The following is a 21,916-nucleotide window of genomic DNA, read 5'->3' on the forward strand; positions in this document are numbered from 1 at the left end:
CTAAGAGTAACGGATCACTCCGGCGCGAGCACCCCTTGTGTGACCAACTCACCGAGCAGTGCCCGGACGGTTACCCGGTCGAGGAGCGGTGCGCCCGCCTCGACGAGCTCCTTGATCGGGTGCCGCGCGGCGCCGATCAGGACCTGGAGCACCGGCGCGGCGGCCTTCGCGAACACCAGCCGCTTGCCCGCGGCCGACAGCGACACCGTCTCCGGACCCAGCTCAAGCACAGCACGAGGCGTCAGCAAGCGCACCTCGGACTCGTCACCCGGCGGGAGGAGGTCCGCGGTCGCGGTCCACGGGAAGCCCACGTGCGAGATGGCCGGGGCCTGCGCGTCCCGGTCGTCCAGGAACCGCGCCACCACGTCGTCGTCCAGGAACGCGACTACGCGTTCCCGCAACTCGCGCGCCCGCTCCGCCTTCTCCTCGGGGGAGGCGAACCGGGGCAGGTCGGTCCGGAAGACCTCCTCGGTGCGCAGCTGGTCGGCCAGCCACGCCACCAGGTCCACGCCCGTCGCCCGGTTGAACCCGATGGTCAGGTGCAGCGACTCCTCGCCCACCGCGGACACGTCGTGCCAGTGCCCGCGCGGCACGTACAGGACGTCGCCGTCCTCCAGCATGAAGTCGTCGATCGGCTCGCCGCTGGGCTTGTCCGGCAGCACCACGTCCCGCTGGAGCGGCGCCGGCCGGGTCACCCCGTGCACGCGCCACCGCTTGCGGCCGGAGATCTGGATGATGATCGCGTCGTGGTCGTCCCAGTGCACGTCGAAGCCGTGCGTGACGCCCCACCCCGCGTAGAGGTTGACCTGGACCCGCTCCCGCAGCTCGTGCTCGAGCTGGGCGGCCAGGTCGCCGACCGGGCCGAACATCTCGTGGACGGAGTCCAGCACCAGCGTCGCGCCGCCGCGCATCTTCTCGGCGAACGCGGCGGGCAGCAGCCGGGACACCGGCCCCGTGCGCCGGGTCTCCACGGTCTCCGCGTAGGAGTGCGTCGGGACGACCTCGCCGCCCTGCGCGAGCCGCAGCCGGGGGAACTCCAGCCGGTGCTGGCGCAGCACCCGGTTGACCTCCGACCACGGCAGCAACTCGGCGAACCGCCCCGCACGGCCGGGGAACCGCTGGTGGGTCCGGCCCTGCACCGCGTCGAAAAACTGGCTGACCCCGATCGGTGCGACGAGGTCAGCCAGGGTCGGGACGGTCAACTCAGTCGTTGCCGTCGGTGTCGTCGAGGGCGCCGTTGGCCTTGTTCCGGTCGACCGCGCTGGTCAGCGGCTCGGCGCTGATCAGCAGACCGCTGGCCTGGGTGGTGTCGTTCTCCATGCCGGTTCCTCCTCGTGTGGGGGGTCGGACGGAAGATCACGCTACGACAGCGAAACCCGTCGAGTCATCGGTCATTTGAGTAATCCTCGGGACCCGTCCCGGCCAGTGGGAACAGGCCAAGCGAGATCCACCAGAGGTCATTCGGGGGACGCACGGTAACCTCTGTGCACCACGCCACGGCAAGTTTCAGGAGGACTCGTGTCGCCAGGGCAGATCGCCGCGCTGGTCGCCGCCGGCGCGTTCGTGCTGCTGGTGATCCTGCTGGCCATCCCGCTGATCAAGCTGGGCCGCACGCTGGACGAGGCCACCATCGCCATCCGCAAGGCGCACCAGAACAGCGACCCGATCTTCACCGGCGCGAACACCACGATCACGCACGTGAACACCCAGCTGGAGCGGGTGGACGGCATCACCGCCAACGCGCGCGCGGTCACCGGCAACGTCTCCGCGCTGACCTCGCTGTTCACCGCCACCCTCGGCGGTCCGCTGGTCAAGGCCGCCGCCCTGTCCTACGGCGTCAGCAAGGCCATCAAGGCCCGCCGCAAGGCCGCCCAGGAGCCCAAGAAGCACTCCCGCCGGGGTCGGCGATGAGGCGCCTGTTCTGGTTCGGGCTGGGCATCGCGGCCGGCGTGTTCGCCACCCGCAAGGCGGGCCAGGCCGCGCACGCCGCCACGCCCGCGGGCATCGGGGCCAACGTCGGCGAGGGCCTGCGCGAGCTGGCCGGCGCCATCGGGTCGTTCGGCGCGGAGGTCCGCGCGGGAATGACCGAGCGTGAGCAGGAGTTGCAAGACACCGTGGAACGTCAGACGGGCTTCACGCCGGGTCGGCGAGCGCGCAGGGCGAACGACCGCTAGAGGTCGTTCGCCTCGCCGTGCCCTGAACTCCACTCGTAGATCCAAGGACAAGCCCGTGCAGACCCACGAGATCATCAAGCGCTTCCGCGAGCACTTCGAGAACGCCGGCCACACGGTCGTCCCGAGCGCCTCGCTCATCCTGGACGACCCGAACCTGCTGTTCGTCAACGCCGGCATGGTGCCGTTCAAGCCCTACTTCCTGGGCGAGGCCCCGCCGCCGTTCAAGCGCGCCACCAGCATCCAGAAGTGCGTGCGCACCCCGGACATCGACGAGGTCGGCAAGACCACCCGCCACAACACGTTCTTCCAGATGGCGGGCAACTTCTCCTTCGGCGACTACTTCAAGGAAGACGCCATCCGCCTGGCCTGGGAGCTGGTCACCGGCCCCCAGGACAAGGGCGGCTACGGCTTCGACCCCGAGCGCATCTGGGTGACCGTCTACGAGGACGACGACGAGGCCCAGCAGCTGTGGCAGAAGGTCGCCGGCCTGCCCGTCGAGCGCATCCAGCGCCGTGACGGCAAGGACAACTACTGGGACATGGGCGTGCCCGGCCCCGGCGGTCCGTGCTCGGAGATCTACTACGACCGCGGCCCCGCCTACGGCAAGGAGGGCGGCCCGGTCGTCGACGAGGACCGGTACCTGGAGATCTGGAACCTGGTCTTCATGCAGGACGAGCGCGGCGAGCTGAGCCCGAAGCTGGGCCACAAGCCGATCGGCTCGCTGCCGAACAAGAACATCGACACCGGCATGGGCGTCGAGCGCGTGGCCGTGCTGCTCCAGGGCGTGGACAACGTCTACGAGACCGACCTGGTCCGGCCGGTGATCGCCAAGGCCGAGGAGCTGTCCGGCCGCAAGTACGGCGACAACCCGGTGGACGACGTCCGGTTCCGGGTCATCGCCGACCACGCCCGCTCGGGTGTGCTCATCGTCGGCGACGGCGTCACCCCGGGTAACGAGGCCCGCGGGTACGTGCTGCGCCGCCTGCTGCGCCGGATCGTCCGCTCGGCCCGCCTGCTGGGCGTGACCGAGCCGGTGCTGGTGCAGTTCGCCGAGGTCGTCCGGGACGCCATGGGCCCGGCCTACCCGGACCTGGTCAGCGGGTTCCCCCGGATCGCCCAGGTGCTCAAGGCCGAGGAGGACACCTTCCTCCGCACGCTGGAGGCCGGGTCGCGGATCTTCGACAACGCCGCCGCCGAGGTCAAGGCCGACGGTCGCGCCACCCTGCCGGGTGACAAGGCGTTCCAGCTGCACGACACCTACGGGTTCCCGATCGACCTCACCCTGGAGATGGCCTCGGAAGCGGGCCTGACCGTGGACGAGGACGGGTTCCGCAAGCTGATGGCCGAGCAGCGCGCCCGCGCCAAGGCCGACGCCGCCGGCAAGAAGACCGGCCACGGCGACCAGACCGTGTACCGGGAGCTGCTGGAGCTCGGTGCCACCGAGTTCACCGGCTACCAGGAGCTGGCTTCCGAGGCCACCCTGCGCGGCATCATCCGCGAGGGCAAGCGGGTCAAGTCCGCTCGCGAGGGCGACATCGTCGAGGTCGTGCTCGACCGGACCCCGCTGTACGCCGAGTCCGGCGGCCAGGAGAGCGACGCCGGCACGATCGTGTCCGGCAGCGCCGAGCTGGAGGTCGTGGACGTCCAGAAGGTGGCCCGCAAGCTGTGGGTGCACCAGGTGCGGGTGCTCTCCGGCGAGATCGCCGAGGGCGAGCACGTCGAGGCCCGCGTCGACCCGGAGTGGCGCGTCGGCGCCCGCCAGGGCCACTCGGGCACGCACGTCGTGCACGCCGCCCTGCGCCAGGTGCTCGGCCCGTCGGCGCTGCAGAGCGGTTCGTACAACAAGCCCGGCTACCTGCGGCTGGACTTCGCCTGGACGGGTGGTCTGTCCGACGAGACGCGCAGCGAGATCGAAGAGGTCTCCAACCTGGCCGTCCGCAAGGACCTGCCGGTGCGCGTGGTCTACACCGACATGCCCGGCGCCCAGGAGATGGGTGCGGTCGCCCTGTTCGGCGAGACCTACGACGACACCGTGCGCGTGGTCGAGATCGGCGGCCCGTGGTCGCGTGAGCTGTGCGGTGGCACGCACGTGGAGCACTCGTCGCAGATCGGCCCGATCACCGTCATCGGCGAGTCGTCGGTGGGCTCGGGCGTGCGCCGCCTGGAGGCCTACGTCGGCATCGAGGCGTTCAAGTACCTGGCCCAGGAGCGGGCCCTGGTGCAGAACGTCGCCGCCATGCTCAAGGTGCCCGACGCCGAGGTCCCGGCCCGCGTCGAGGCCCTGGTGGAGCGGCTGCGCAACGCCGAGAAGGAGCTGGAGCGGGTCCGTGCCGCCCAGCTGATGTCCTCCGCCGGGTCCCTGGCCGAGCAGGCCCTGGACGTGCGCGGCGTGGCCCTGGTCGCGCTGGCCCTGCCCGAGGGCACGGCCGCCGCCGACGTGCGGACCCTGGCGGGCGAGGTGCGCAACCGCCTCGGCGACCGGCCCGGCGTGGTCGGCCTGTTCGCCCCGGACGGCGACAAGGTGAGCTTCGTGGTGGCCACCACGGCCGCCGCCCGCTCGCTCGGGTTGGCCGCCGGCAAGCTGGTGCCCGCGTTCGCCCCGGCCGTGGGCGGTCGCGGTGGCGGCAAGCCGGACCTGGCCCAGGGCGGCGGCACCAACCCCGCCGGGGTGGGCGAGGCCCTCGCCGCCCTGCGCGCCGAGGTGGACCGCGCCGTTGAGCAGCACTGACCGTCCCGGCGTCGACGACCCCGGCCTCGGCCGGAGGCTGGGCGTCGACGTCGGAGCGGTGCGGGTCGGGGTCGCCGTCAGCGACCCGGGGGCGTTCCTGGCGACCCCGCTGGTTACGCTGTCACGTGACGAGAAGACCGGCCGGGACCTGGCGAACCTGGTCCGGCTCGTCGCCGAGCACGACGTCGTCGAGGTCGTGGTCGGGTTGCCCCGAACCCTGGCCGGGCGGCACGGGCCGGCAGCGGAGGCGGCGGCGGCGTACGCTGCGGCGTTGGCGCAGCGGGTCGCCCCGGTCCCGGTGCGGCTGCACGACGAACGGCTCACCACCGTCACCGCCAGTCGCGTGCTGGCGCAGCGGGGGGTGAAGGGCAAGAAGCAGCGCGCCGTCGTGGACCAGGCAGCCGCGGTCGAGATCCTCCAGTCGTGGCTGGACGCGCGGTCGCGACAGTTGGCCCGCTCCGCCGACGAGGAGCAGGCCCCCGGACCGAAGGACCGCACGTGAGCGACGACCTCGGGTTGTTCAGCGAACCTGACGTGCAGCAGGACCGACCGCGCGGCAAGGCCGCGGTGGCCGCCCGGCGCGCGAAGGCACGCCGGAAGAAGACCGTCCTGTGGCTCGTGGTCGTGCTGGTGCTGGTGGGCGGCGGCGTGGGCGCGTACTACGGCTACCAGCAGCTGCGCGGCATCGGCTCCTACGAGGACTTCTCCGGCGCCGGCGACACGGACGTCGTGGTCGAGGTCAAGGACGGTGACCTCGTCGCCACCATCGCCAACTCGCTCAAGGAGCAGGGTGTGGTGGCCAGCGCGCGGGCGTTCACCGAGGCGGGCGAGGGCGACTCGCGGGTGACCGCCATCCAGCCCGGCTTCTACCTGATGAAGACCAAGATGTCGGGCAAGGCGGCCGTCGAGCGGATGGTCGACCCGAAGGCCAAGGTCGTGCCGCTGGAGGTCAAGGGCGGCAACGTCCTGCACGACATCACCGCCCCGGACGGCAAGGTCACCAAGGGCATCCTGTCGATGCTGTCGGACGCCTCCTGCGCCGAGCTGGACGGCGTGAAGAAGTGCGTCACGCCGCAGGAGCTGCGGGACGCGGCGGAGAACGCCGACCCGGCCGCCCTGGGCATCCCGGACTGGGCCGTGGCGGACGTGAAGAAGGCGCCGAAGGAGCACCGGCTGGAGGGCCTGATCACGCGGGGCCTGTACCACCTCAAGCCCGGCGCGTCGGCGGTGGAGCTGCTCAAGAGCGTCATCGAGACCTCCAACACCCGCTTGCAGGGCTACGGCATCCCCGGCGGTACGACGAAGACCGGTTTCCGCCCGTACGAGGTGCTGATCATGGCGTCGTTGATCGAGAAGGAAGGCCTGGAGAAGGACTTCGGCAAGATCTCCCAGGTCATCTACCGGCGGCTGGCGGACCACGTCATCCTCCAGTTCGACTCGACGGTCAACTACCAGCTCGATCGACCGATCATCACCACCAGCGACGAGGACCGCGAGCGTTCGGGCCCGTACAACACCTACAGCGTGAAGGGCCTGCCGCCGACCCCGATCGGCTCGGTGAGCCGCGAGGCCATCACGGCGGCCATCACGCCCGAACCCGGTCCGTGGGTGTACTTCGTGAAGTGCCAGAAGGACGGCACGACGTGCTTCTCGGACAACATCGACGAGCACAACCGCCTGGTCGCGAAGGCGCGCGCGGAGGGTGTCTTCTGACCGTGGCCGTTCGTCACGCCGCGGTGATCGGGTCACCGGTGTCGCACTCGCTGTCCCCGGTCCTGCACAACGCGGCCTTCCAGGCGTTGGGCTTGTCGGACTGGTCCTACGACCGGATCGAGTGCTCGGAGGACGGCGTCGAACCCCTGGTCGGGGGCTTGGACTCGTCGTGGGTCGGCTTGTCGGTCACCATGCCCGGTAAGCGCGCGGCCTTGGCGGTCGCGTCGTCGGTGTCCCCCCGGGCCGGTCTGGTGGGTGCCGCGAACACCCTGGTGCCTTCTGCTGTTGGCTGGCACGCCGACAACACCGACGTCGACGGCGTCTTGGGCGCTTTGCGAGCGGCCTGCGGCTTCACCAGCGGCTCGCGCGGTGTGCTCTTGGGCGCCGGCGGCACCGCCACGGCCGCTCTGGTGGCTTTGGCTTCGGTAGGCGTACGGGACGTGTCGTTGGTGGTGCGCTCGGTGAGCCGCGCGTCGGAGGCTCAGGCGTGCGCTTCACGGGCCGGCGTCACGCTGACCCTGATTCCTTGGGACCAGGCCGACTTCGCTTCCCTGGCCGCCTCTTCGGACGTCCTGGTCAGCACCGTCCCGCCGTCGGCGACCGAGCCCATCGCGTCGGAACTCGCCGAATCGCCCTGCGCACTGGACGTCATCTACCACCCGTGGCCCACGCCGTTGGCGTACGCGGTGGAAAAGCGCGGCCGAGCCCTGGCGACCGGCCTCGACATGCTCCTGCACCAGGCCTTCGGGCAGTCGGAACACTTCACCGGCCACCCGGCCCCGCGCGAAGCCATGCGAGCGGCGCTGCGCGCGGCAACCGACAACGTTCTCCCGCTGCCGCTCGGGGACTGACACGCCGGAAGGCCCTGCCCGCGTCGAGGGTGCGGGCAGGGCCTCCCGGGTGGATCAGCCCTCGTCGAGGTCGGTCGCGATGATGGCCGCGATGGCGTCCAGCGCGGCGTCCGCGCCTTCGCCGTCGGCCGACAGCACGACCTCGTCGCCGTGCATCGCACCGAGTGTCATCAGGCCCAGCACGCTGGCCGCCTCGACCGGTTGGCCGTCCTCCTTGCGGATGGTGACCTTCACCGGCTGACCGGCCGCCGCCTTCGCCAGCACCGCCGCCGGGCGGGCGTGCAGGCCCACCTTGCTCGCCACGGTGACCCGTCGCTCCGGCATGATCCGTCCTCTCAGTGGTTCGTGCTGGTCAGGACGCTGCCGCGCCGGACCGGCCTTCCTTCTTGTCAGCCTTGTCGGTCTTGCCGCCGCCGGAGCTCTCCACGACGCTCGGGTCGGCCTCGGGGTCCTCGTCGTCGTCGCGGCCCGGCGTGCGCAGGTTCCACTTGGTGATGACGAACCGGAACAGGAAGAAGTAGACCACCGCGTAGATCAGGCCCAGCACGATGATCAGGAGCGGCTTCTGCGCGATGCCGAAGTTGAGCGCGTAGTCGATGGCGCCGGCGGAGAAGCTGAAGCCGTCGTGGATGTCCAGCGCGTTGGCGATCGCCAGCGACGTGCCGGTCAGGACCGCGTGGATCACGTACAGCGGCCACGCCACGAACATGAACGCGAACTCCAGCGGCTCCGTGACGCCGGTGATGATCGCGGTCAACGCCGCCGAGCCCATGATGCCCGCGATGATCTTCCGCTGCGCCGGCCGGGCGGTGACGATGATCGCCAGCGCCGCCGCCGGGAGGGCGAACATGAAGATCGGGAAGAAGCCGGTCTGGAACGTGCCCGCGGACGGGTCGCCCGCCAGGAAGCGCGGGATGTCGCCGGTCTTGCCCTGGTACTCGCCGAACTGGAACCACACGATGTTGTTGACGATGTGGTGCAGGCCCAGCGGGATCAGCAGGCGGTTGACGACGCCGTAGATGCCCGCGCCGATGATGGTGCTGCCCGTGACGGCCTCACCGACGGCCTTGAGGCCCTCGTTGAACCACGGGTAGATCAGGCCCATCAGCACGCCGAGGACGACCATGACGCCCGCGACCAGGATCGGCACGAACCGCCGCCCGCCGAAGAACGCCAGGTAGGGAGGCAGCTTGATGCGGTGGTACCGCTGCCACAGGACCGCGGTCAGCAGACCGACGACGATGCCGCCGAGCACGCCGTAGTTGATCAGCACGGGCTTGGCGTTCGGGTCCGCCGGCTGGTCCAGGACCAGCGGTGACATCGCCTTGAACACACCCGTCAGCACCACGTACCCGACCACCGCGGCCAGACCGGTGGAGCCGTCGCCGCGGCGGGCGAACCCGACCGCGATGCCCACCGCGAACAGCAGCGGCAGGTTGGCGAACAGCGCGTCACCCGCGTTGCCGATGACGGCCGCGACCTGGTTCCAACCCAGCCCGTCCTTGCCGAGCAGGTCGGGCTGGCCCAGCCGCAGCAGCAGACCGGCGGCGGGCAGGACGGCGATCGGCAGCATGAGGCTGCGGCCGAACCGCTGGAGACCCGCGAGTCCCTTGATCTCACGGCCGCCGGTCGCCTGAGGGGCGCTGGCGCTCATGGGTTACCTCCCTTGGCGGAGAAAGGGCCGGATTCCGGGACGGTCCGGTCCAGTTGCATGGTCACCTGGTAGAGATCGCCCCGGTACCAGGACGTCATGTCCTCCACCGGTCGACCAGCGGAGCTGGTGACCCGGCGGAAGACCAGCAGCGGACTGCCGGTGCGCACGCCCAGCAACCTCGCGGTCTCCGGGTCCGCGCCTTCGGCCCAGACCGTCTGCCCCGCGTGGTCGAGCTGGACGCCGTAGGTGTCGGCGAGCAGCGAGTAGAGGGAGCCGGACAGGTCGTGCCGGTGCAGGTCGGGGACGACCCGCCGGCTGTACCAGCCGCGCTCCACGGCCAGCGGCACCCCGTCGGCCCGCCGCAGGCGGACGACGTGGCTCGCGGGCTCGTGCGGTGGCAGGCCGAGCGCGGTGGCCGCCGCGGGCGGCGGGACCTCGTCGGCGCACCTGAGCACCTCGGTCGCGGGGGTCAGCCCGCGCCTGCGCATGTCGTCGGTGAACGACTCCAGGTAGAGCTGGACGTCCATCCGGCGCCGGGCGGTGAACGTGCCCCGCCCCTTCGCCCTGGTCAGCAGGCCTTCGGCGACGAGCTGGCCGACCGCGGCGCGCACCGTGATCCGGGACACCCGGTACCGCTGGGCGAGGTCGCGCTCGGACGGGATGGGGGAGCCGGGAGGCAGCTCCTGCTCCGCCATGCGCCGCAGGATGTCGCGGAGCTGGGCGTGCTTGGGCTTGGGCCCGTCGACGATCTCGTCGCGGTTCATGACACCTCCCCGTGCTCGCGTTCGGAGACCGGGATTGGTACTTTCCGGTCTAGACCAGTTGGTGCGGGGAGGATGCTCCGCGCGCCAAGCGGGTGTCAACCGCCGTTACGCGACCGTGGCCGAGCGGTGGCACCCTCACCACAGGTGTGTCGAGAGAGGACTGCGAAGTGGCGGACGACAAGGCGGCTGGGATCCTCGCCGCACTCGGTGGGGCGGACAACATCATCGAGATCGAGCCGTGCATCACGCGGCTGCGCTGCGAGCTGGAGGACGGCTCGGTCGTGGACGAGCCCGCGCTGAAGAAGCTGGGCGCGCACGGCGTCATGCGGTCGGGCAACGTCGTCCAGGTGGTCGTGGGGCCCGAGGCCGACACCATCGCCAGCGACATCGAGGACCTCCTGTGACGCTGCGGGTGGCCAGTCCGGTCAGCGGGCGGGTGGTGCCGCTGACCGAGGTGCCGGACCCGGTGTTCGCGCAGGCGATGGTCGGGCCGGGCGTCGCCGTGGAGCCCGACCGGGTCGCCGGCGAGGTGGTCGCCCCCGTGGACGGCACGGTCGTCACGCTGCACCCGCACGCGTTCGTCGTGGCCACGGGCGACGGTGCGGCGGTGCTGGTGCACCTGGGCATCGACACCGTGAAGCGCAAGGGCGAGGGCTTCACCCTGCACGTGGTGAAGGGTGAGGCGGTCCGGGTGGGGCAGCCGGTCGTGACGTGGGACCCGGCCGAGATCGAGGCCGCCGGCTTCGCCCCGATCTGCCCGGTGATCGCGCTGGACGCCGGTGCGGACGCGTTGCTCGACCAGGCCGGCGGGCCGGTGGCGGCGGGCGACAGCCTCTTCTCCTGGACGCGCTGACCTGCTCTTCTTTCGACGGAAGCGGCTGAATGGACCATTCAGTCGCTTCCGGCCTTGTGCTCCGAACGGCCCAGTGGGCACGCTGTGTCCATGGTCATCTACTCGTTGTCGGGTCTGGTCGTCGGAGCTGTCGGGGCGCGTCTGCTGAGGTCCCTGCCCAGGGGTACGTCGGTGCACTGGGCGTGGTGTGCGGTGCCTACAGCCGTGTTGTGGGCGCTGTCGGCCGCCGCCGGAGTTCCACCTCGATGGCTGCCGATGCCGCTCTTACTCGCCTTGCTGGGTGTGCTGCTGTCCGTCATCGACTTCCGGCACCGACGCCTGCCCGATTCCCTGACCCTGCCCGCGTATCCGCTGGTGGGCGGCGTGTTGTGGGCGTGCGGCGCGGATCTCGGGCGGGCGCTGGCGGGCGGGTTGGCGTACTTCGGGCTGCACTGGGTGGTGCACCTGACGTCGCCCGCGTCGATGGGCGGGGGAGACGTCAAGCTGTCCGGGCCGCTGGGTGCGGTGCTGGGCGCGGTCTCGTGGACGGCGTTACCGGTGGGTGCGGTCCTGGCGAGCGCCATCACACTCGCCGTGTCGTTGGCCAGGCCACGGGACGGACCTCCGCACGGTCCCGGTCTGGTCGGCGCCACGTGGCTGGTCTCACTGGCCGGCGGGTAACCAGGGCTCTCGGCGGTGTTAACGCTGTGAAAGGATTCGCGGCGTGCTGCGCTGGATCACCGCTGGGGAGTCCCACGGACCGGCCCTGGTCGCCGTGCTGGAAGGCATGGTCGCCGGGGTGGAGGTCACCACTGCCGACTTGACCGCCCAACTGGAGCGCCGACGGCTCGGGTTCGGTCGGAGCCCCCGCATGGGGTTCGAGGCCGACGAGGTCGAGATCCTCGGCGGCGTCCGCCACGGGCTCACGCAGGGCGGGCCGATCGCGGTCCGGATCGGCAACACCGAGTGGCCCAAGTGGCAGAAGGTGATGTCGGCCGACCCGGTCGACCCGAGCGAGCTCAAGCCGACCGGTCGCAACGAGGCCCTCACCCGGCCCCGGCCCGGCCACGCCGACCTGCCCGGCATGCAGAAGTTCGGGTTCGACGAGGCCCGGCCGGTGCTGGAGCGGGCCAGTGCCCGGGAGACCGCCGCGCGGACCGCGCTGGGCACGGTGGCCAAGCACTTCCTCAAGCAGGTGTTCGACGTCGACGTCATCAGCCACGTGGTGTCGATCGGGAAGGCCAGGACGCCGGAGGACGCTCCGGTGCCCGGTCCGGGCGACCTCGACGCGGTCGACGCGAGCCCGGTGCGGGCGTTCGACCCGCGCGGTACCGAGGCGATGGTGGCCGAGGTCGAGGCGGTGAAGGAGGCGGGCGACACGGTCGGTGGCGTGATCGAGGTGATCGCGTACGGCCTGCCGCCGGGCCTGGGGTCCCACGTGCACTGGGACCGCCGCCTGGACGCGCGGCTCGCGGGCGCGCTGATGGGCGTGCAGGCGATGAAGGGCGTGGAGATCGGCGACGGGTTCACCACCGCGCAGCGGTGGGGCAGCCAGGCGCACGACGAGATCGACCGGGGCACCGGTCCCAAGGGCGTGACGCGCCGCTCGAACCGGGCGGGCGGGCTGGAGGGAGGGATCACCAACGGCGAGCCGCTGCGCGTGCGCGTCGCCATGAAGCCGATCTCGACCGTCCCGCGTGCACTGTCCACTGTGGACGTCCGCACCGGCGAACCCGCCGTGGCGATCCACCAGCGGTCGGACGTGTGCGCCGTGCCGCGGGCCGGGGTGGTGCTGGAGTCCGTCGTGGCCCTGGTGCTCGCCGAGGCCGCGCTGGAGAAGTTCGGCGGCGACTCGATCGCGGAGACCAAGCGGAACGTGGCGTCCTACCTGGAGGCGCTGGAAGCGCGCTGGGAGGGGCTGTGAGCCCGCGCTACGTCGTCCTCGGCCCGCCCGGCGCGGGCAAGACGACCGTGGGGCAGCTGCTCGCGGCCCGGCTCGGGGTGGCCTTCCGGGATACCGACGAGGACGTGGTCGCCACCGCCGGCAAACCCATCTCGGACATCTTCACCACCGACGGCGAGCCCGCGTTCCGGGCGCTGGAGGAGGAGGCGGTCGCCAAGGGCCTGGCCGAGCACGACGGCGTGCTGGCCCTGGGCGGCGGGGCGGTGCTGTCCGCGGCCACCCGGGCGCGGCTGGCGGCGCACACCGTGGTGTTCCTCAACGTCGGCATGGCCGAGGGCGTGCGGCGGACGGGCCTGTCCACCGCCCGGCCCCTGCTGGCCGGCGTGAACCCGCGCGCCACCTTCAAGGCGCTGCTGGACGCGCGCCTGCCGCTGTACCGGGAGGTCGCCACGATCGAGGTGGACACCGACGCGCTGGAGCCCGAGCAGGTCGTGGACGCGGTCCTGGCGAGGGCGGACCTGACCTGAGTGGAACGGACCTGACCAGGTGGACGTGACCGCCGCCGATGTCCTCGCGCACCGCGCCGCGGTGCAAGGGTTGCACGACGGCGACCTGGGCGTGCTCGCACTCGGTGTGGTCGACAGCCCGCCCAACACGGGTGCGGCGGCCATCGCGGTCCGCCGTCTCGGGTACGACGAGCCCTTGGTCCGGGTGCTGAGCCTGCGGGGCGCGCCGCACCTGCACCGACCGAGCGACGTGCCCGGGTTGCGGCGGGTGCTGCGGCCGCGCACGCCCCGGCAGCTCCAGGCGTGGTGCGGTGGGATGCCGGCGCCGGAACTGTCCGATGTGGATCTCGTCGTGGAGCTGATGCGCCGCGAATTCCCCGGCGAGACCGCGACCAAGGGCGAGCTGTCCGCCGCGATCAGCCCACTCCTGCCCAAGCGCGCCACGCCGTACTGCCCGAGCTGCAAGACCGAGCACGTGATCGAAGGGCTGTTCCGGCTCGGCACGCTCCTCGCCGGGATCGAGCTCGAACCGCGTGGCGCGAAGCTGGTCTTCCGGGCACCCGGCCCGAACGACGAAGGCGACTCGACGCTGGTGAGCGACTACGCCCACTACGTCGGCCCGTTCGCCAAGGCCGACGTGGAGAAGTGGCTCGGGGCGGGGCCTCAGGACACGTGGCCCGAGCTGCGGCCGGTCACCGTCGAGGGCAGGAAGTTGTTGCTGGGCGGGGATCTTGTCGAAGGGGACGAGCTGCCTGCCGGGCTGCTGCTGTTCCCGCGCGACCCCTACCTGCTGGGGCCGCGGTGGCTGGTCGCCGAGCCGGACGTGGCCAAGCGGGTGTGGCGGCCGGTGGGGAGTCCGGGAGCGCTGGTGACGCACGGCCGGGTGACCGGGGCGTGGCGGTACGCGTTCAGCGGGCGGACGATGATCTTCCGCGTCGAGGGGTGGTCCCGGGTCGAGGGGGCCGCTCGCAAGGCGATCAAGGACCAAGCCGACGTGCTCGCCGGGGTGTGGGGCGCGGACGTGCTGGAAGCGACCGTGGTCGAATGGTGACCCGACAAGAGGAGTGGTGATGGGCGAGCCGGTGCGCATCCGCGTGGCCGCGGAGCGGCCGTACGACGTGCTGGTGGGTCGCGGCCTGCTCGGCGACCTGGTGGAGGGCCTGCGCGGCACGGCCAAGGCGGCGATCGTCCACACGCCGACGCTCGCCGAGACCGCCGAGGCGGTCCGCGCGGAGCTGGCGGACGCGGGGATCGACGCCCACCGCGTCGAGGTGCCCGACGCCGAGGACGGCAAGGACCTGCGGGTCGCGGGCTACTGCTGGAACGTGTTCGGCCAGATCGGCCTGGGCCGCCAGGACGTCGTCATCGGCCTGGGCGGCGGCGCGGTGACCGACCTCGCCGGGTTCGTGGCCTCGACGTGGATGCGCGGGGTGAAGCTGGTCAACGTCCCGACCACGCTGCTGGGCATGGTGGACGCGGCGATCGGCGGCAAGACCGGCATCAACACCGACGCGGGCAAGAACCTGGTCGGCACGTTCTACGAGCCGCACGCCGTGTTCGTCGACCTCGCCACCCTCGAGACCCTGCCGCGCAACGAGCTGGTCGCGGGCATGGCGGAGGTCGTCAAGGGCGGGTTCATCGCCGACCCGGTCATCCTCGACCTCATCGAGGCCGACCCGGAGAAGGCGCTCGACCCGACCGGCGACGTCATCGAGGAGCTGGTCCGGCGCAAGATCCAGATCAAGGCGGACGTCGTGTCCACCGACCTGCGCGAGTCGGACCTGCGGGAGATCCTCAACTACGGCCACACCCTCGGCCACGCCATCGAGCGCCGCGAGCGCTACCGGTGGCGGCACGGCGCGGCGATCAGCGTCGGCCTGGTGTTCGCCGCCGAACTGGCCCGCCTCGCCGGCCGCCTGGACGACGCGACCGCCGACCGGCACCGCAGCGTCCTGACCGCGCTGGGCCTGCCCACCAAGTACGACCCGGACGCCCTGCCGCAGCTGCTGGAGGGCATGAAGGTCGACAAGAAGAACCGGTCCGGCGTGCTGCGGTTCGTGGTGCTCGACGGCCTGGCCAAGCCCGGCCGCCTGGAGGGCCCGGACCCGTCGCTGATCGCCGCCGCCTACTCCGCGGTCGCCGACGAGCCGAAGACCGGCGGGAGCGTGCTGCTGTGAAGGTCCTCGTGCTCAACGGCCCGAACCTGGGCCGCCTCGGCACCCGCGAACCCGACGTCTACGGCCGCACCACCTACGCCGACCTCGTGCGGCTGTGCGAGGACACCGGCCGCGAGCTGGGCGTCGAGGTCGAGGTGCGGCAGACCGACTTCGAGGGCGAGATGCTCGGCTGGCTGCACCGCGCGGCCGACGAGGCGATCCCGGTCGTGCTCAACCCGGCCGCGTGGACGCACTACTCGGTCGCGGTGCGGGACGCGTGCTCGCAGCTCACCGCGCCGCTGGTGGAGGTGCACATCTCGAACGTGCACAAGCGCGAGGAGTTCCGGCACCACAGCTACATCTCGGCGGTGGCGGAGGGCGTGATCGCGGGTTTGGGCGTCCAGGGCTACGCGCTCGCGATCCGCTGGCTGGCCGAGAAGCTGGGGCCGATCGAGGCGTGACCCACGGCGCGTTGCACCACGTCGAGTTGTGGGTGCCTGATCTCCACCGCGCGGAGGCGAGCATCGGCTGGTTGCTGGGCGAGCTGGGCTGGGTGGAGTACCAGCGGTGGTCGGCCGGGGTGAGTTGGCGTCTCGGCCCGACCTACCTGGTGGTGGAGGAGTCGCCCGCGCTGGAACGGCACCACCGGCTCGGCACCGGGCTCAACCACCTCGCCTTCCACGTCGGCGGCCGCGTCCGGGTGGACGAACTCACCGAAGCGGCCCCGAAGCACGGTTGGGCCTTGATGTTCGGGGACACGCACCCGCACGCGGGTGGTCCCGATCACTACGCCGCCTACCTGGAGAACACGGACGGTTTCGAAGTGGAGTTGGTCGCGTCCATTCGGTAGTCACTCGAGCGGGTGAATGGATCTCTACACTGAACCGGAGCCCGGAGCCGCGAACGTCGCTCCCGGTGATCGAAGTCCGGGAGAGTGGAGACCATGTCCGGCCCGACGAGGCTCCTCGGGTGCGCCCTCGCCGTCGCGACCCTCGCCGCCTGCGCTTCCGGTGTCGCGGACCCCGCGCCGCCCGCCGCGCCCCCGGCGGTCACGACGACGCCCGCGCCGAGCAAGCCCCCGAAGCCGGTCAAGCCCGTCACCACCGACCGCGGTCGGCAGAGCCCCGGCGTCGTCGCCGGTGGCGCGGAGGCCCCCTACAACTACGCCCCCTCGCTGATGGTGGACGGCGGCCGGTACCGGATGTGGTGGTGCAGCCAGCTGCGCTTCGCCGAGCCCGGCGGTGACGACGTCCTCTACGCCGACAGCTCCTCGCTGGACGGCGGTTTCGCCGGTCCCGATGGCAGCCCGGGGCTCGCGGTCCTGTCCGGCAGCACCCACGGCTGGGACAGCGTGCACACGTGCGACCCGTCGGTCCTCAAGGTCGGCGGCACGTACTACATGTACTACACGGGCGCGCCCGGCGACGTGCCGTTCGGCAGCCTCGTCGGCGTCGCCACCAGCACCGATGGCATCCACTGGACCCGCGCGGCGGGCGGCAACCCGATCCTCGGCCCGGCGAACGACATCATCCGGGACAACCACTACGGCAGCGGCCAGCCCTCCGCGCTCTACGTGGACGGCTGGTTCTACCTGCTGTTCACCGACACCACCGCCAAGGCGGCCGGGTGGAACGGCGCGGGCCAGTTCGTGCTGCGCGCCCAGGACCCGACCTTCGCCGGCCACGTCGAATCGCTGGGCGCGTCGGGCTGGGAGAAGGTCGCCGACACCCGCAAGCCGCGCACCCGGGCGGTCGTGGACGCGTTCAGCGCCGACTGGATGTACGTCGACGCCCTGCGGGCCTTCGCGATCGCCCACTCCACCGACGCCGGCACCACGCTGACCTTCTGGAACCACGACTTCACCGCCCAGCCCCTCCCGCCGGTGCACGTCCCCGGCCCGTGGCGGGAGGGACCCGGCCTGGTCCGCACCCCGGAGGGCCACGCCCTGGTGTCCGTCGAGGACCCGTGCGGCCGGCTGTCCGTGGACGTCGTGCGCGCCACCGTCGTCGGCGGGGCGGGCGCGCCCACCGACCTCGGCCACTTCGGGTTGGACCTGGTCAACGTGCCCGGCTGCCGCACCAAGGCGCAGGCGGCGGTGCTCAACGGGTTCGCCGTGCCGTCCCCGGAGAACATCGTGGACCTGATCGTCGACGGCGGGGTGGTCCGGGTGGAACGCCGGTCGGTCGCCGACCGACTGGCCACCCGCGTGCTGGACCAGCGGCCGGACATCGTCGACGAGTTGCCCGTGGTCGGCCGCGTCCCGGCCGGCGTGAAAGCGGTCCGCGCGCCCAACGGCCAGACCGGGTTGCTGGTGGACGGCAAGCTGTGGCGCGTCGGCCCGGAGGACGTGGCGAAGCTCAACTCGTCGCCGGTCACCCCGGTCACCCAGCGGCAGTGGGACACCTTCGACCACGCCGGCAACCTCAACCGCTAGCGCGACTCGGACCCGTTCGGCTGGGGCAGCGCGTTGCCCAGCACCAGCCCGATCCCGGCCGACGCCATGACCAGCAGCGCCGTGAACGCCGCCCCGCCGGTCAGCGCCGCGCCGAGCGCCTCCACACCGGTCTGGTCCACCACCAGCGACTTGCCCACCACCCCGGCGACCCCGGCCAGCGGCCCCGCGACCAGGGCGGCGAAGAACCACACCATGCCCGGCCCGTCGAGCTGCCGCCACGCGTCCAGCGCACCCCACAGCACGCCCGCCACCGCGACCAGCCCCAGTGCGATGTAGCGCAGCGACGAACTGGCCCCGGGGCTGTGCACGGCCACCGCGTCCGTGCCGACCTGCACCCCGCCGTGCAGCAATCCCATCCAGAGCCCTCGGGGCAGCCACCTGCGCATGCGCCCACCCTAGGCCCCTACTCGGACCCCGCTGTGAAGCTGCCCCGATGGTTCTAGGCTGCGGGTATGCCGCACGCGACACGCCGCGCCGCCCTGCGCGCCACGCTCCGGGACCGGGAGCTGGACGCCCTGCTGGTGACCAACCTGCTCAACATCCGCTACCTCACCGGGTTCACCGGCTCCAACGCCGCCCTGCTGGTCTCCGCCGAGTCCGACGCGGCCAGCGTGTTCTGCACCGACGGCCGCTACCTCACCCAGGCCGAGCGCCAGGTGCCCGACCTGGAGCGGGTCATCGACCGGCCGTGCGACCTCGCGCTGGCCCAGCGCGCGCACAAGGACGGCAACCGCCGGGCGGGGTTCGAGAGCAACCACGTCACCGTGGAGGGCCTCGACGCGCTCGCCGACGCCGCCGAGGACGTCGAGCTGGTCCGCGCGCCCGGCCTGGTGGAACAGCTGCGGCTGGTCAAGGACGACGCCGAGGTCGAGGCGCTGCGCATGGCGTGCGCCGCCGCCGACCGCGCGCTGGCGAGCCTGATCGAGCACGGCGGCCTGCGCGCCGGGCGCACCGAGCGGGAGATCGCGCGCGAGCTGGAGAACCGCATGCTCGACCACGGCGCGGCGGGTCCCAGCTTCGAGTCGATCGTGGCGACCGGCGCGAACTCCGCCGTGCCGCACCACCGGCCCACCGACGCGGTCGTGCACGCCGGCGACTTCGTGAAGTTGGACTTCGGCGCCCTGGTCGACGGCTACCACTCCGACATGACCCGCACCCTGGTGGTCGGCCAGGCCGCGGACTGGCAGCGGGAGCTGTACGAGCTGGTCGCGGCCTCGCAGGCGGCCGGTCGGCACGCGTTGGCCGCGGGCGCGGCGGTGTCCGACGTGGACCGCGCGGCGCGCGAGGTGATCGAGCAGGCCGGGTACGGGGAGCAGTTCCTGCACGGCCTCGGACACGGCGTGGGCCTGCAGATCCACGAGGCTCCGGCGCTGTCCAAGGTGGGTGACGGTACACTTCTGCCCGGTATGACGGTCACCGTCGAGCCCGGTGTGTACCTGGCCGGGAAGGGTGGTGTCCGCATCGAGGACACGCTCGTGGTGCGCCAAGGCGCCCCCGAACTCCTCACCCTGACCACGAAAGAGCTGGTGGTCGTCTGACAACCCGAACACCTCGCGAGTCGTCGGACGCCCGAACACACGTAACAGGAGAGCCCACCCCGTGGCCACGACCAACGACCTCAAGAACGGCCTGGTGCTGAACCTCGACGGCCAGCTGTGGACCGTCACCGCGTTCCAGCACGTCAAGCCGGGCAAGGGCGGCGCCTTCGTGCGCACCACGTTGAAGCACGTGCTGTCCGGCAAGGTCGTGGACAAGACCTTCAACGCGGGCACCAAGGTCGACACGGCCACCGTGGACAAGCGGAACATGACCTACCTGTACAAGGAGGGTTCCGACTTCATCTTCATGGACGGCGAGACCTACGACCAGATCCCGGTCCCGGCCGAGACCGTGGGCGACGCCGCCAACTACATGCTGGAGAACCAGGAGGCGATGGTCGCCACCCACGAGGGCGTGCCGCTCTACGTGGAGCTGCCGACCAGCGTCGAGCTGGTCATCCAGCACACCGACCCGGGCCTGCAGGGCGACCGCAGCACCGGCGGCACCAAGCCCGCGACCCTGGAGACCGGCGCGGAGATCCAGGTCCCGCTGTTCGTGACGACCGGCGAGAAGATCAAGGTCGACACCCGCGACGGCCGCTACCTCGGCCGCGTGAACGGCTGAGATGGGCGCACGCAGCAAGGCCCGGAAACGCGCCGTCGACGTCCTGTTCGAGGCCGACGCCCGGGGCATCGACCCGGTCACCCTGCTCGCCGAGCGAGTGGGGTCCCCGGACGTGCCGCCGATCAACGACTACACGGTCGGCCTGGTCGAGGGCATCACGGCCCACCGGGCGCGGATCGACGACCTGATCTCGGAGCACTCCGAGGGCTGGACGTTGCAGCGGATGCCGGGCGTGGACCGTGCCGTGCTGCGGGTCGGCCTCTACGAGTTGCTGTGGGCGGCCGACGTGCCCGACGCGGTGGCCATCGACGAGGCGGTCGAGCTGGCCAAGCAGCTGTCCACGGACGACTCGCCCCGGTTCGTCAACGGGGTGCTGGGCCGCATCGCGGTCATCGCGGACCAGCTCCGCGCGGTGCTCTAGACGCTCGTCACACGACCCCCGGCTGCCCTCGGTGGCCGGGGGTTCGTTTTTCGCGCACAGCAAACACCTCTCAACAGGCACGCGCTTGCGGGTTTTTCGTAGGGCTAGCGCGGCAGACCTCTCTCTGGGCTTTTCCGTCATCCCCGTATGGCCTGCCCGAAGGGCTACCACACTTTTGGCCGGGTGCAGCCGAATTTTTTGTGAGGAACGAGCAAAAAATTTAGCGGCACCCGGCCAAAAGTGTGGTTGGCTCCGCCAGGCCATACGGGGATGACGGAAAAGCCCCCGCCCTTGTTCTTCCGTCATCCTTGGCGGCCTGCCCGCCGGCGAGGCTCTTTTGATCTTTGGACTTCACGCTCCGCTCTCAAGCCCACGCTTCGCGGGTTCGAACGGGACGCGCTTCGCGCTCGCAAGCTCGGACGCGCTTCGCGCTCTTGGAACGCGCGGAGCGCTCTCAAGATCACAAGCGCCTGCCGGCGGCGAACCACCGATGGGGGCGGGAGGAGCGTCGTGTTCCCCACCGCATGACCCGGCGGAGCCAACCACAGATTTCCCCGGTGCCGCTAAATTTTTTGCTCGTTCCTCACAAAAAATTCGGCTGCACCGGGGAAATCTGTGGTAGCCCTTCGGGCGGGCCATACGGTGGGGAACACGAGGCACCTCCCTTGTGGTTGGCACCACCGCCGCGCGGAGCGCGGCGAAAAGCTCCCGCCGCTGCGCGGCGAAAGTGCCGCGCTGCGCGTGTGTCGGAGGAGTGTCGCCGTGCGGCGGTGTTGCGGAGAAGTGCGGCGGTGTTGCGGAATTGGTTGCGCTCTCTAGAGGTGGTCGCGTCCCACGTAAGGTGGGGCTGGAGGCTTGAGAGCGCGAAGCGCGTTAAAAGCGCGGAGCGCGTCAGAAGAGCGGAGCGCGTGAGAAGGAGCGGAGCGCAAGAAGGCCGGGGCCGCCCGTCCACGTGAGCGGCCCAGGTCGCGGCGTGTTCGTCGTCAGTCTTCCTTGGCCGGGCGGGCCTCGGGGGGCAGCACGCCCCAGTCGATGAGCTGCTCGGTCAGCTCGCCCGGGGTCATGTCGTAGATGATCGCCAGCGAGCGCAGGTCCTCCGTGCGGATGGACAGCACCTTGCCGTTGTAGTCGCCGCGCTGGCTCTGGATGGTGGCCGCGTACCGCGCGAGCGGACCGACCTTCTCCGCGGGGAGCTGTTGCAGGCGCTCCAGGTTGATGACGATCTTCGTCGCGGGTTCGGCGCCCGAGGGCACGCGGCCTTCGGGGAGCAGTTCCGCGACCGGGACACCGTAGAAGTCGGCCAGCTCCGCGAGCTTCTGGACGGTCACGGCTCGGTCTCCGCGCTCGTACGAGCCCACGACCACGGCCTTCCAGCGACCGCCGGACTTCTGCTCGACGCCGTGCAAAGACAAGCCCTGCTGCTGGCGGATCGCGCGGAGCTTTGCCCCCAGCGCCTTGGCGTAGTCGCCCATGTGGCGGTTCTCCGTTCATTCGCCCCGTCAGCCGGTAGGGGACTGCCGCGGGGAGGCTTAGATCAATACGCAGAGTAATGATTGCTCTCCGTGGTCACCAGGTCAAGCTGATCTCGCCGGCCCG

General features: G+C 71.3%; 25 protein-coding genes. 19 read left to right on the forward strand and 6 right to left on the reverse strand.

Annotation, left to right across the window (positions count from 1 at the left end; genetic code table 11):
- Nucleotides 1-14: 14 nt before the first annotated feature.
- Nucleotides 15-1,202 carry a cupin domain-containing protein gene (locus DFJ66_RS35260; protein WP_121227863.1) on the reverse strand — a complete coding sequence of 396 codons (1,188 nt, stop codon included), beginning with the start codon at nt 1,200-1,202 and terminating at the stop codon, nt 15-17.
- A 316-nt stretch (nt 1,203-1,518) separates the two neighbouring features.
- Here DFJ66_RS35260 and DFJ66_RS35265 point away from each other — a divergent pair, with 316 nt between their 5' ends.
- The 6 genes from DFJ66_RS35265 to DFJ66_RS35290 are packed head-to-tail and all read left to right on the forward strand — an operon-like array spanning nt 1,519 to nt 7,466.
- A complete protein-coding gene (locus DFJ66_RS35265; protein WP_121227865.1) occupies nt 1,519-1,911 on the forward strand; it encodes a DUF948 domain-containing protein in 393 nt (130 codons plus the stop codon).
- Nucleotides 1,908-2,174, forward strand: a complete 267-nt coding sequence (locus DFJ66_RS35270) for a hypothetical protein (protein WP_121227867.1) — start codon at nt 1,908-1,910, stop codon at nt 2,172-2,174. Before DFJ66_RS35265 ends, DFJ66_RS35270 begins: the two co-directional genes overlap by 4 nt.
- 55 nt (nt 2,175-2,229) lie before the next feature.
- Complete coding sequence (gene alaS, locus DFJ66_RS35275) at nt 2,230-4,902, forward strand: alanine--tRNA ligase (RefSeq protein WP_121227869.1); 2,673 nt, start codon at nt 2,230-2,232, stop codon at nt 4,900-4,902.
- Nucleotides 4,889-5,404, forward strand: a complete 516-nt coding sequence (gene ruvX, locus DFJ66_RS35280) for a Holliday junction resolvase RuvX (protein WP_121227871.1) — start codon at nt 4,889-4,891, stop codon at nt 5,402-5,404. Before alaS ends, ruvX begins: the two co-directional genes overlap by 14 nt.
- The gene (mltG, locus tag DFJ66_RS35285) at nt 5,401-6,615 is read left to right on the forward strand and encodes an endolytic transglycosylase MltG (protein ID WP_121227873.1); all 1,215 of its coding nucleotides are present in this window, start codon (nt 5,401-5,403) and stop codon (nt 6,613-6,615) included. The genes ruvX and mltG overlap by 4 nt, the downstream gene beginning before the upstream one ends.
- A gap of 2 nt (nt 6,616-6,617) precedes the next feature.
- Nucleotides 6,618-7,466 carry a shikimate dehydrogenase gene (locus tag DFJ66_RS35290; RefSeq protein WP_121227875.1) on the forward strand — a complete coding sequence of 283 codons (849 nt, stop codon included), beginning with the start codon at nt 6,618-6,620 and terminating at the stop codon, nt 7,464-7,466.
- 54 nt (nt 7,467-7,520) lie between these two features.
- Here DFJ66_RS35290 and DFJ66_RS35295 read toward each other — a convergent pair whose 3' ends face one another.
- The 3 genes from DFJ66_RS35295 to DFJ66_RS35305 are packed head-to-tail and all read right to left on the reverse strand — an operon-like array spanning nt 7,521 to nt 9,884.
- The gene (locus DFJ66_RS35295; protein ID WP_121227877.1) at nt 7,521-7,790 is read right to left on the reverse strand and encodes an HPr family phosphocarrier protein; all 270 of its coding nucleotides are present in this window, start codon (nt 7,788-7,790) and stop codon (nt 7,521-7,523) included.
- Nucleotides 7,791-7,818: 28 nt separating this feature from the next.
- Nucleotides 7,819-9,120, reverse strand: a complete 1,302-nt coding sequence (locus DFJ66_RS35300; RefSeq protein ID WP_121227879.1) for a PTS transporter subunit EIIC — start codon at nt 9,118-9,120, stop codon at nt 7,819-7,821.
- Nucleotides 9,117-9,884 carry a GntR family transcriptional regulator gene (locus DFJ66_RS35305; protein WP_121227881.1) on the reverse strand — a complete coding sequence of 256 codons (768 nt, stop codon included), beginning with the start codon at nt 9,882-9,884 and terminating at the stop codon, nt 9,117-9,119. The genes DFJ66_RS35300 and DFJ66_RS35305 overlap by 4 nt, the downstream gene beginning before the upstream one ends.
- Nucleotides 9,885-10,051: 167 nt before the next feature.
- Here DFJ66_RS35305 and DFJ66_RS35310 point away from each other — a divergent pair, with 167 nt between their 5' ends.
- The 10 genes from DFJ66_RS35310 to DFJ66_RS35355 all read left to right on the forward strand — a co-directional run bounded on the left by DFJ66_RS35310 (nt 10,052) and on the right by DFJ66_RS35355 (nt 17,715).
- The gene (locus DFJ66_RS35310; RefSeq protein WP_121227883.1) at nt 10,052-10,288 is read left to right on the forward strand and encodes a PTS sugar transporter subunit IIB; all 237 of its coding nucleotides are present in this window, start codon (nt 10,052-10,054) and stop codon (nt 10,286-10,288) included.
- A complete protein-coding gene (locus DFJ66_RS35315) occupies nt 10,285-10,737 on the forward strand; it encodes a PTS sugar transporter subunit IIA (RefSeq protein WP_121227885.1) in 453 nt (150 codons plus the stop codon). Before DFJ66_RS35310 ends, DFJ66_RS35315 begins: the two co-directional genes overlap by 4 nt.
- 255 nt (nt 10,738-10,992) lie before the next feature.
- Nucleotides 10,993-11,397 (forward strand): prepilin peptidase, encoded by a 405-nt coding sequence (locus DFJ66_RS35320; RefSeq protein ID WP_246030032.1) that lies wholly within the window; start codon nt 10,993-10,995, stop codon nt 11,395-11,397.
- Between the two features lie 43 nt (nt 11,398-11,440).
- Nucleotides 11,441-12,640: a chorismate synthase gene (gene aroC, locus DFJ66_RS35325; RefSeq protein WP_121227888.1), complete on the forward strand. Its 1,200-nt coding sequence runs from the start codon at nt 11,441-11,443 to the stop codon at nt 12,638-12,640.
- The gene (locus DFJ66_RS35330) at nt 12,637-13,146 is read left to right on the forward strand and encodes a shikimate kinase (protein ID WP_121227890.1); all 510 of its coding nucleotides are present in this window, start codon (nt 12,637-12,639) and stop codon (nt 13,144-13,146) included. The genes aroC and DFJ66_RS35330 overlap by 4 nt, the downstream gene beginning before the upstream one ends.
- Nucleotides 13,147-13,165: 19 nt before the next feature.
- Nucleotides 13,166-14,176 (forward strand): DNA glycosylase AlkZ-like family protein, encoded by a 1,011-nt coding sequence (locus tag DFJ66_RS35335; protein ID WP_121227892.1) that lies wholly within the window; start codon nt 13,166-13,168, stop codon nt 14,174-14,176.
- Nucleotides 14,177-14,195: 19 nt separating this feature from the next.
- Entirely contained in the window at nt 14,196-15,302 is a 1,107-nt protein-coding gene (gene aroB, locus DFJ66_RS35340; RefSeq protein ID WP_121227894.1) for a 3-dehydroquinate synthase, read from the forward strand.
- On the forward strand, nt 15,299-15,742 hold the full coding sequence (gene aroQ, locus DFJ66_RS35345; protein WP_121227896.1) for a type II 3-dehydroquinate dehydratase: 444 nt from the start codon (nt 15,299-15,301) through the stop codon (nt 15,740-15,742). The genes aroB and aroQ overlap by 4 nt, the downstream gene beginning before the upstream one ends.
- 32 nt (nt 15,743-15,774) lie before the next feature.
- The gene (locus tag DFJ66_RS35350; protein ID WP_246030033.1) at nt 15,775-16,131 is read left to right on the forward strand and encodes a VOC family protein; all 357 of its coding nucleotides are present in this window, start codon (nt 15,775-15,777) and stop codon (nt 16,129-16,131) included.
- 93 nt (nt 16,132-16,224) lie between these two features.
- Nucleotides 16,225-17,715 carry a glycoside hydrolase family protein gene (locus tag DFJ66_RS35355; RefSeq protein WP_121232206.1) on the forward strand — a complete coding sequence of 497 codons (1,491 nt, stop codon included), beginning with the start codon at nt 16,225-16,227 and terminating at the stop codon, nt 17,713-17,715.
- On the opposite strand, the gene DFJ66_RS35360 is transcribed toward DFJ66_RS35355, so the two are convergent.
- Entirely contained in the window at nt 17,712-18,122 is a 411-nt protein-coding gene (locus DFJ66_RS35360; protein WP_147459442.1) for a B-4DMT family transporter, read from the reverse strand. The two genes, DFJ66_RS35355 and DFJ66_RS35360, sit on opposite strands and share 4 nt — an antisense overlap.
- Before the next feature lie 66 nt (nt 18,123-18,188).
- Here DFJ66_RS35360 and DFJ66_RS35365 point away from each other — a divergent pair, with 66 nt between their 5' ends.
- The 3 genes from DFJ66_RS35365 to nusB all read left to right on the forward strand — a co-directional run bounded on the left by DFJ66_RS35365 (nt 18,189) and on the right by nusB (nt 20,320).
- Complete coding sequence (locus DFJ66_RS35365; protein ID WP_121227902.1) at nt 18,189-19,274, forward strand: M24 family metallopeptidase; 1,086 nt, start codon at nt 18,189-18,191, stop codon at nt 19,272-19,274.
- A gap of 61 nt (nt 19,275-19,335) precedes the next feature.
- A complete protein-coding gene (gene efp / locus DFJ66_RS35370) occupies nt 19,336-19,899 on the forward strand; it encodes an elongation factor P (protein WP_121227904.1) in 564 nt (187 codons plus the stop codon).
- Between the two features lies 1 nt (nt 19,900).
- Entirely contained in the window at nt 19,901-20,320 is a 420-nt protein-coding gene (gene nusB / locus DFJ66_RS35375) for a transcription antitermination factor NusB (RefSeq protein ID WP_121227906.1), read from the forward strand.
- Nucleotides 20,321-21,303: 983 nt separating this feature from the next.
- On the opposite strand, the gene bldD is transcribed toward nusB, so the two are convergent.
- Entirely contained in the window at nt 21,304-21,792 is a 489-nt protein-coding gene (gene bldD, locus DFJ66_RS35380) for a transcriptional regulator BldD (RefSeq protein ID WP_015103676.1), read from the reverse strand.
- Between the last annotated feature and the right edge of the window lie 124 nt (nt 21,793-21,916).

This window comes from Saccharothrix variisporea (assembly GCF_003634995.1).
Classification (GTDB): Bacteria; Actinomycetota; Actinomycetes; order Mycobacteriales; family Pseudonocardiaceae; genus Actinosynnema; species Actinosynnema variisporeum.